Annotated in this window: 6 protein-coding genes, 1 tRNA gene and 1 pseudogene; 1 reads left to right on the top strand and 7 read right to left on the bottom strand. The window is 57.7% G+C overall.

From position 1 onward, the window contains the following. Positions 1–361: 361 nt before the first annotated feature. Entirely contained in the window at positions 362–565 is a 204-nt protein-coding gene (locus tag ABIB06_RS34805; RefSeq protein ID WP_354053159.1) for a 4Fe-4S binding protein, read from the bottom strand. Positions 566–1,890: 1,325 nt separating this feature from the next. Here ABIB06_RS34805 and ABIB06_RS34800 point away from each other — a divergent pair. Beyond that, a tRNA-Arg gene (locus ABIB06_RS34800) sits at positions 1,891–1,968 on the top strand. Positions 1,969–1,976: 8 nt separating this feature from the next. Here the strand turns inward: ABIB06_RS34800 and ABIB06_RS34795 are convergent. The 6 genes and pseudogenes from ABIB06_RS34795 to ABIB06_RS34770 all read right to left on the bottom strand — a co-directional run bounded on the left by ABIB06_RS34795 (position 1,977) and on the right by ABIB06_RS34770 (position 8,999). Next, positions 1,977–2,174, bottom strand: a complete 198-nt coding sequence (locus ABIB06_RS34795) for a hypothetical protein (RefSeq protein WP_354051420.1) — start codon at positions 2,172–2,174, stop codon at positions 1,977–1,979. Between the two features lie 417 nt (positions 2,175–2,591). After that, positions 2,592–3,944, bottom strand: coding sequence for an amidohydrolase family protein (locus ABIB06_RS34790; RefSeq protein ID WP_354051422.1), 1,353 nt, complete (start codon positions 3,942–3,944; stop codon positions 2,592–2,594). Positions 3,945–4,065: 121 nt separating this feature from the next. Next, positions 4,066–4,959, bottom strand: a complete 894-nt coding sequence (locus ABIB06_RS34785; protein ID WP_354069977.1) for an amino acid ABC transporter substrate-binding protein — start codon at positions 4,957–4,959, stop codon at positions 4,066–4,068. Positions 4,960–5,772: 813 nt separating this feature from the next. Further along, a pseudogene (gene gfa / locus ABIB06_RS34780) lies at positions 5,773–6,347 on the bottom strand (S-(hydroxymethyl)glutathione synthase). 32 nt (positions 6,348–6,379) lie between these two features. Then, the gene (locus tag ABIB06_RS34775) at positions 6,380–7,492 is read right to left on the bottom strand and encodes an S-(hydroxymethyl)glutathione dehydrogenase/class III alcohol dehydrogenase (RefSeq protein WP_354069979.1); all 1,113 of its coding nucleotides are present in this window, start codon (positions 7,490–7,492) and stop codon (positions 6,380–6,382) included. Positions 7,493–7,574: 82 nt separating this feature from the next. Continuing rightward, the gene (locus tag ABIB06_RS34770; protein WP_354051428.1) at positions 7,575–8,999 is read right to left on the bottom strand and encodes an aspartate ammonia-lyase; all 1,425 of its coding nucleotides are present in this window, start codon (positions 8,997–8,999) and stop codon (positions 7,575–7,577) included. Positions 9,000–9,051: the final 52 nt, after the last annotated feature.

Raw genomic sequence — 9,051 nt, 5'->3', positions numbered from 1 at the left:
CAATGCGCGCCGACAAGACCGACCAGAGCTTCACTTCAATGATCTATCTGGCCGCGGCCGCGATAAACTCCAGATGAATCCCAACAGACCCTAGGCGAGCTTGGTTGAGCCGACCACAACTGAGGCTCTTCGGGCACCGCTTCGCCAGGACTCGCTGCACCGCGGCTACGATCTGCTCGCCCACCAGCACCTTATCGGCGCCCTGCATCCACTCGCGAAGATCACTTACTGGCAGAGCCCTTCGGGGGCTGCTCGGAGTCGATCAGCGCCTCAAGCGATAACGATGTTGATCGACCGCTGCGCCCCATGCGGTCGGCGGCCTCCCAAGCTCGAGATTTCCTACTTCGTGGACGCGGGCTGCTTATGCTGTCTTAGACGCGACACAGGTGTCAGGCACCGGACAGACGACCGCGCATTGCGGCGTGTCGCAATGGCCCTCGCACTCCGTACATTTTTTGGCATCGATAACGTAAATGTCGCGCTTGAGGCTGATCGCCGCGTTGGGGCACTCGAACTCACATGCCCCACAAACGGTGCATTGCGAAGCGACGATCTTGTAAGCCATGCGTTCCAACTCCTTAGGCAAGCGATGCCATTGGCGATTCCCTTCAAATCCCATGCCAAACACAGACGCGCTCAATAACAAGCACTTTTCCAAATTGTACTGTCTCGGGTCTGAGACCATGTTGCATCTGCGACAGCAGCGAGCCCCGTCAATGTCAACATGCGAACCCTCGAGCCTACTCCGAAAGTCAGTCGCGACTCGACGGCTGCGAGTTCCGTTGATTTGTCTGGCACGGCAGCGCGGAGCAAGCGACGCTCGACGATTCTGAAACCGACACCGCGACTAGAAGCTGCGAGCCGACCCACGTTTACGCCGGATCTCGGCAAACCTCCGGTTACAGGCCCACACGGGCGGCTTTGTGCAAGCCTCGCTCACGGCCACCGCACCGTGGCCGCCGGCGTGGACAGAACCTTTGCAGGTGCTGCGGTAGCAATGGATTTTCATTCGACCGTCTTGGCCATGCATTCGCATCCAGCCCGATGAGGCGCACATATGCGCGCGGGGCCGCCGCCACATGACGGGCAGGTCCCCATGCGATAGAATTTCCCGGTTCGCGTCCGTCGGCAACGCGCAGGGCTTGCAAAGAGAGCTCGATTGCGTGTGGGGGCGCCATACGCAAAGCATCCCGCCACAAGGTAAGCGCCGGTCCCTTCAAAAGAAGGCGTCCGACCATGTCTGCCGACGCAATCCCGCCGGCGAAGCCTTCGAGAATCGGCAACAATGCGCGTTCCGCAAGGTCACCATTCGCCCGTTCGGCTCGAGTCTGCTCGAGAGCATGCCGCCAATGCTCCGGACTCGTCAGCGCAGCGCTCCGCCGCAGGCCTTTGGCCCAGTCACTGGGCAGATTCTCTTTGGCCGGACTACGCGGTAACCTGGCAAACAGGAGCCTCACGCGCTCTTGAGACAGCCCGCGTAACAGGATGTTGGCGAGGGCAGCACAGGCCTGTCCTTCGCGGGTCGCCAGCGCCGGAATACCGTGCGTGAAATGCACAGGCAGTCCTGCCTCGCGCGAGAGAACCAGAAGCGCATCGTCCCACGCCGCTGGCGAGGCGGCCGAAATGGCGATCTCGTGGGGAGAGGCTGTTCCGCCCGCTTCAAGTGCGCGCGCCCAACGCAACGCTTCCCTCACTTCGTTTCGCGGATCGGCACAGAGATCGGCGGAGCCGAGCAATGCTGGACCGGAGGAGCGCCTTTCGATCTGCCCAGCGAACTAGGTGCGCCGGCTGTGTTGTGATGCAATCCATCGCACCGGCACGACATCGCAGAGCGCCTGAATGAGTGGACGCCAAACGGCTTTTATATCGGGAACGTCATGAAGAGTGATGGCACCGATTAACTTTGTTGCGGTAGAGCGCTACCCTCCGAAGGTGGATGCCACACGTTCGAATCGTGTCGGTGCGCCATCTCTCTCTCACGAGAGAGATTGGACGTTTGCTGGCGCCGCACCTTGCGGCGCGCCTCTCCCGTAGGACGTTGCTTGTCCTATCCGTCCTTTGAGCGTGCGGCAGAAGTCGTCGATCAGTTCATCAATTTCCTCGCGGAGCACGGCGTCGATTAGAGCAACGGCGGCGCGGCCGAAGGCGAAGCATTGGTGATGGTCGTTGTTCACGGGTGGCCACTACGGCTATTGTTTAGGAACAGCGTTCAAGTTCCTTGGCCATTATGAGGAGAGCCATCGCTACCCTTGGGGCAGGCACAGGTTGACGCCGGACGCCATGAGCTGGTTTCAAGTGGCGTCGGCGTACGCAAACCTCATGCGCGCACCGGAGGCGATCAACGCCTGACAGAAGGCGCTCGACCTCGATCCCCACTACGCGCTCGCCATGTTTCACCTCGGGGCACCTACTGGAATAGCGGCAAGTTCCAGCAGGCGCCTCAGGTGTGGAAGACTGCTATAGCCCGCTTCCCCGACACGAGCTTGCCTCCAAGGCTAAATGTGACTTTGTACAGCTGCTCTGAGCGCTTGCCCGACGCTGAAGTGGCGGTCATGGACGTCGACGGCCTTTCAAAGGCGGTTGTCCGCCGTTCACAGACGTGTCGCATCCTCTCTAGGCCCTTTCCCAAAGAACTGACGTGCGTTGCCGCGCATGATCCGGTCAATCAGGTCACGGGTGTCCTCAAGCGCGATCCAGCCTTCGGCGACCAATTGCGAGAGTGCCTGCGCGGTTCCACGTCGCGCTACGAACGCATGGCCATAAATTGGCTCCACAGCGACATAGTCTCCGCCGAAGGTGAAGATCTTGTTGGACGGAACCGCCATCAGAAACTCCTTCAGAAAGCGAACGCCCGCCACCGGATTGATAATCCACGCCCAGCACATGTCGATCGCCGCGTTAGGGTAATGTTTGGCCAGCGCGATAAACTCGTGCTCGTATGGGTAGCCGATATGCATCAGGACGAATCGGGTTTCAGGAAAATCCTGCAACAGGCGGCAGACGTCTGTAGCATTGCTGTGAGTACGAGCGAGTTGCATCACACCGTAGCCAGCCAAAACGCCGGTGTGTAGTTTGACCGGCAGATCGCATTCGCCAGCCTTGCCGACGCAATAGCGGAACAGATAATCTTGCAGCGCCTTGAGGTCCTCGGGACCGAGGGCATGTAATGCGCCGGCTCTGTCGGCATGGTTGGGAAATAGCCTTGACGCGTGCGCTTTAGTGACTGGCTCGAAATCGAGAGCGCGCGAATACGCAATTTGCGATTTTACAGCCACGGCTTTGGCGCCATATGTCGCGAAATAGAAGTCGATGACCCCGAGCCACTCATCGAGTGTCGTCGGGGACTTGCCTGTCTCGGCTTCCACCCACGCGAAGTCAGCAGCACTACACCGGCAAAGTTGAAGGATGCTTATATCGTGGTCGAGTAACTCTGGCTGCTCGGTCTCCATAAAGATGCGCTGCAGCGAATTGACCTGGCAGCCCTCGATGTTCGCCAGGCCTAGAATGTGTTTGTAAAAGCCGGGCTGAACGGTCTCATGGTATTTCTCGGCGATGCGGGGCAGGCTCTCAGCAGTTAGGTCGTCTTCACCGTATACGCCGCGAAAGGTATGGCGCAGCGCCTGGGCGTAACCAGTGTGGCGGATGCGGTCCCAGTAGGGGGCGATCATCCGGTATTTTTCCTGGCTCGCGAGATCCGGCCCGAGAAACCTGCGCAACTCGGCTGCTGGCAGGCCAGCAACCACCAGGTCCTCGGCAGCATAGGACCTGAATAAATAGGCCCAGTCGTTGCATGGCAATGTTCGTGGATGGATCGCTCCGGAAAGGCGCTGACTTTCCTCAATCAAATGCTCGTGGGTATCCACAAACGGCGTCTCCTCGACCCACTGTGCGATTTGTCGATCGGAGTCCGTCATTGCCTCCCAGCCAATCGCAGCTCTACTCATTTTCGGCTCCTTTTATGTAAAGACGGTCGCTTGCGTCCGCATTCGCGATCGCAGCAAGCGTTAGACCATGCTGTACGTCTGACGTTGGCCAGCAGCGCCTTCAGGGCCGCGGCTGGCAAGATCAATTGTTGACGACATCACTAGGATGGGCAACGCGCTCTTTAAGAGCGTCGGTCATTGGGAAGCAGAGATTGATGTTCTTCGGCGGGATCGTAGCCATAAACCATTTGTCGTAGATCTTCGTGAACTCGCCGGAAGCCATGAGCTTAGAGAGAACGTCGTCGACCATCTTCTTGAAGTCGGGATCATCCTTCGAGAACATCAGACCGTAATAATAAATGGTGCCATAGTTGGATTTTAGGAACGTGAGATCAGAAGGGTTAGAATAATCCGCCTTCATACCGGCCAGGAGAATGTCGGCTTCGACCCACGCCGCTGCACGCCCAGTGGTCAGCAACAACAATGATTCCGCATGGTCTTTGGCTTGCGCGACAGTAAGGTTGAGATCGTCATCCTGCGAAATACCTTTGGCAATGCCGAGAGCATCAGACCCCTGTGTGACGACAATAGTCCTTCCCTTCAAGTCTTTTGGCGTCTTGAGCCCGCTTGACACCTTTGTGAGCCAAGCCGTTTGGCTGGCGAAGGTTGAAACGCTAAATGAGACCTGCTCCAGACGCTGCTTGCTGCTGGCAGTACCGCCGCACTCTATATCGATCGTGCCGTTCTGGATAAGCGGAATACGGTTGGACGAGTTGACCGGCGTAAGCTTTATCTGAAGGTCTGGAGTGCCGAGAGCAGCTTTCAGACGATCGACAACGTGCGCGCACAGGTCCAGGGAAAAACCAACAGGCTTCTGGTCAGCACCGAGATAGGAAAAGGGGATCGAAGCTTCCCGGTAGCCAATGGTGATCGCCCTTTTCGATTTAATATTGTCGAGCGTTGGACCCGCCTGGGCCGGGGAGACCGCAAACACGGTGATCGTAGTCGCGGAAAGCAGGGCAAACATTTTAGACATGGATATCCCTCTGGTTCAGGTGAGACGCGCTTTGCGCCTTTATCATTTTTGGGGCGACGCGCGCTTTGCTGCGGCCCGGGTGCGATCGCGCCAGCTAGGAATTGACGACTTCCAACATTCGGCAGACGGCTTTAGTCCTCGAACCTGGGAAGCATAAGATCCGCTCATTTTTTGCACCGCACATGAACTGGGCAGCACTCAACCTTGGCTAAATGATAGGCCACACAAGGTGTCTCGTTCTACGACAATATCACTTTGTGAGTATCCTTATTCCGTAAACTGAGAATTACGATGCAAGATCTGGGAAAACCAAATCCGAGTGCGCAGAACGCCCAGCTGGCAAGTTCGAGCGCTTTTCATCAGCACCGACGGGGCGCTTCGAGAGCACCGCGGCGCCGGCCAAGCGTGCGGCATGGTCGAGACTCAGATGAGTGGGCGCTCGTCTGGGTCGAGCCGGAGGTAAGCTGGCGATGCTTTAGATGATGCTGTCGGCGCTTCGCGGCATCAATTGATTGCACTACGCTCCGACCTCGAGGTGGTGGCGATACAGTCGCTCGACTTTCGCAGGTCGATCTGCGGCCACACAGAATTCAAGAAAAAAGAACGGCCACCGCCTGCGCGGTGGCCGAGTCAGGGAGGAACTGCAAACGAATTGCGTTACGCAACACGCCATCAATTTTATCTCGGCTACGTTCGGCACCAAACGCGCCCGCTGATAAACAAGTCAAGCCCGCGGCTCGGTTGGGCACTCCTATTCACTCGGTATCAGAATGATCTGGCGAGCGAACTCTCTCTAGACCTCCCACCTCAACCTCAGCGGAGAACGCCGCTCTTCTTTGCCCGTCCATGTCGAGAGATAGTCCATCAAAGGCGGCGACAAACAGTCATAAGGCTCTAGATCGAGGGACCGTAGATCAGAACGAATGCCATCCATTTCTGAAGGATCTACCCCGCTTTCAATGATTGAAGAGACAAATGCGGCGAAGGTCGGCCGCGGCCAATCACCATTCTCGAACAATTCCGGATGGATGAATGAGAGGCCCTTGAATGCGTGATCGCGCTCGACTGGGCCATGCATATGAACTCTGCATTCTTTGCATGCGTGGCGTCGGATCAGCGCCCTCGGGTCGACCACGACAAGCTTGTCGCCGTTCTCGATCACCGAAACCTGCTCGCTTGGCGCGACGGCAACGACGGAGAAGGCGGCGTTGTCTGGCTTCCAGCACTTGGTACAGCCGCAGGCGTGATTGTGCGCAATAGCGACTGAGACCTTGACCTTCCACCGGGCGATTCTTGCAATGGCAAGCGAGTACACCTCCCGCGAATAAGGCATTCCCTGCGCGTGAGCCTCCTTCTTGAACCGCCGGATGCAACAGTCTTTTTGTCATACTTTCCTCCTCGTAAAGCGCGATGGTCGCGATCAATAGACAATTACTGATCGGATAGATTTGCCTTCATGCATGAGATCGAAGGCGGTGTTTATGTTGTCGAGAGGCATCGTATGGGTGATCAGATCGTCGATCTTGATCTTACCCTCCATGTACCAATCCACGATTTTCGGCACATCCGTGCGACCGCGCGCCCCGCCGAACGCAGTGCCCTTCCACACGCGACCGGTGACGAGCTGGAATGGCCTGGTCGATATTTCCCTGCCAGCCTCGGCGACACCGATGATGATCGATTCGCCCCAACCACGATGACAGCATTCGAGCGCTTGGCGCATGACGTTCACGTTGCCGGTGGCATCGAAGGAATAGTCGGCACCCCCGTCCGTCAGATCCAGGATTGCCTGCACGACCTTGTCGTTACCGACTTCGGTCGGATTAATGAAATCCGTCATCCCGAACTTCTTGGCCATCTCGACCTTGGCCGGGTTGATGTCGACGCCAACGATCCTGTCGGCACCGACCATCCGCGCCCCTTGAATGACGTTCAGACCGATGCCGCCGAGGCCAAAGACCACTACGTTTGATCCCGGACGCACCTTCGCGGTGTAGATCACCGCGCCGATTCCGGTCGTGACACCGCATCCGATGTAGCAGACCTTGTCGAAGGGAGCGTCTTCGCGGACCTTCGCCAGTGCGATTTCCGGCAACACCGTGAAATTTGAGAAGGTTGAGCACCCCATGTAGTGGAAGACCTCGCCTCCGTCGCAAGAGAAGCGGGTTGTCTTGTCGGGCATAAGACCTTGGCCCTGGGTCGCGCGTATCGAAGTGCACAGGTTGGAGCGCTGTGACAGGCAGGTCTTGCACTGACGACATTCCGGCGTGTAGAGCGGGATGACGTGATCGCCCGGCCTCAACGAGGACACACCTTCGCCAACCTCGCGCACGATCCCCGCGCCCTCGTGGCCGAGGATGGCCGGAAATTTGCCTTCCGAGTCCAGGCCCGACAGCGTGTAGGCGTCGGTGTGACAAACGCCCGTCGCCTTGATCTCGACAAGCACCTCTCCCTGTCGAGGACCGCCGATTTCGATCGATTCTATCGATAGAGGCTTCTTGGCTCCCCAGGCGACGGCTGCTCTGGATTTCATACATGCTCCTTCAAATGACAAATTCTGGCAAGACGACGATCGGCATTCGTCGCCGCATCTCTTTTCGATAGGTGATCGCGATCTATGACGCCACTCGCGTTCGCGTCGGCCTGGTAAGACGATGCGGATCGGTTGTCTGGGCGATCAAATCCGGGGAGAGATCCGGCTCGTCGTCGAGTACCTCGCGGATTGTCTTGCCCGAGATGAGCACCTTCTTCGCCAACTCGGCCGCACGCTCATAGCCGATCGCCGGAGTGAGAGCTGTCGCAACCGCGGCGCTGGCCTCAAGGTGCCTCAGACATACTTGCACATTTGGCGTGATCCCGGTGACGCACTTCGTGCGCAGCACCTCGATCGCATTCGTCAGGAGCTCGAGAGAGTGAAGAATATTGTATGCAATCACGGGCTCCATGACGTTCAATTGGAGCTGCCCTGCTTCGGCAGCAAGCGTGATCGTTAGATCGTAGCCGATGATCTGGTATGCGACCTGATTGACGACTTCCGGCACAACCGGATTGACCTTGCCAGGCATGATTGACGAGCCGGGCTGAAGCGGTGGCAGATTAATTTCGTTTAGTCCTCCCCGCGGTCCACTAGAAAGTAGTCGTAGGTCGTTGCAGATCTTCGACAACTTAGTCGCGGTTCGCTTGAGCATCCCGGAGAACAAAACGAAAGCTCCGGTATCCCAACATGCTTCGATCAGGTTGCCGGCGGCAACGAGCGGAAGATCCGATATCTCGGAAAGCTCCGAAACGGCAAGGGCCTGATAGTCGGGGTTGGTATTGATGCCGGTACCGATCGCCGTGCCTCCAAGATTGATCTCCTGGAAGAATGCGGCGATCTCTCCGAGCCGAGAGACATCCTCGCGAAGCGTCGTCGCGAAGGCTTGGAATTCCTGCCCCAAAGTCATGGGGACGGCATCCTGCAATTGCGTTCGGCCGAGCTTTATCACTTCGCTGAAACAAGCCGCCTTCTCCTCGAAGGCAATCGCGAGGCGTTCTAGTGCAGCCTGGAGCTGCCCTTGGGACTGCAGGATCGCAAGGCGGATTGCCGTCGGATAGACGTCATTCGTGGACTGGGACAGGTTGACATCGTTGTTGGGGTGCACGACGTCGTATCGCCCGCGCGGCAAGCCCATGATCTCAAGGGCGCGGTTCGCAATCACCTCGTTGATGTTCATATTGGTCGACGTTCCCGCTCCTCCCTGGAAGACATCGAGCGGAAACTCTCTCCACAACACCCCCCTCGCTATTTCGCCGCAAACCGCGCAAATTACATCGGCCTTATTTTGCTCCAGATCTCCGAGACGCGCATTTGCCCTAGCTGCGGCCATCTTCACGAATGCCAGCGCCTTTATGAATATGGGAAAGTGATTAATCGGAATACCTGAGATCGGGAAATTTGCGATCCCGCGCGCGGTCTGCGGTCCATAGTAGGCTTTGACCGGGATCGTCACCGGGCCAAGGGAATCGCTTTCGATGCGCTCCGTTGGCGATGCGCTCGTCATATCAAACTCTCGTTGTTGTCGTGTTTTTCAGGGAAGACCGCGCGGGTCGCGA

Source organism: Bradyrhizobium sp. LB8.2 (genome assembly GCF_040548035.1).
In the GTDB taxonomy this organism is placed as follows: Bacteria; Pseudomonadota; Alphaproteobacteria; order Rhizobiales; family Xanthobacteraceae; genus Bradyrhizobium.
The sequence above is the reverse complement of the archived record's forward strand: the minus strand, read 5'-3'. Positions and strand labels throughout refer to the sequence as shown.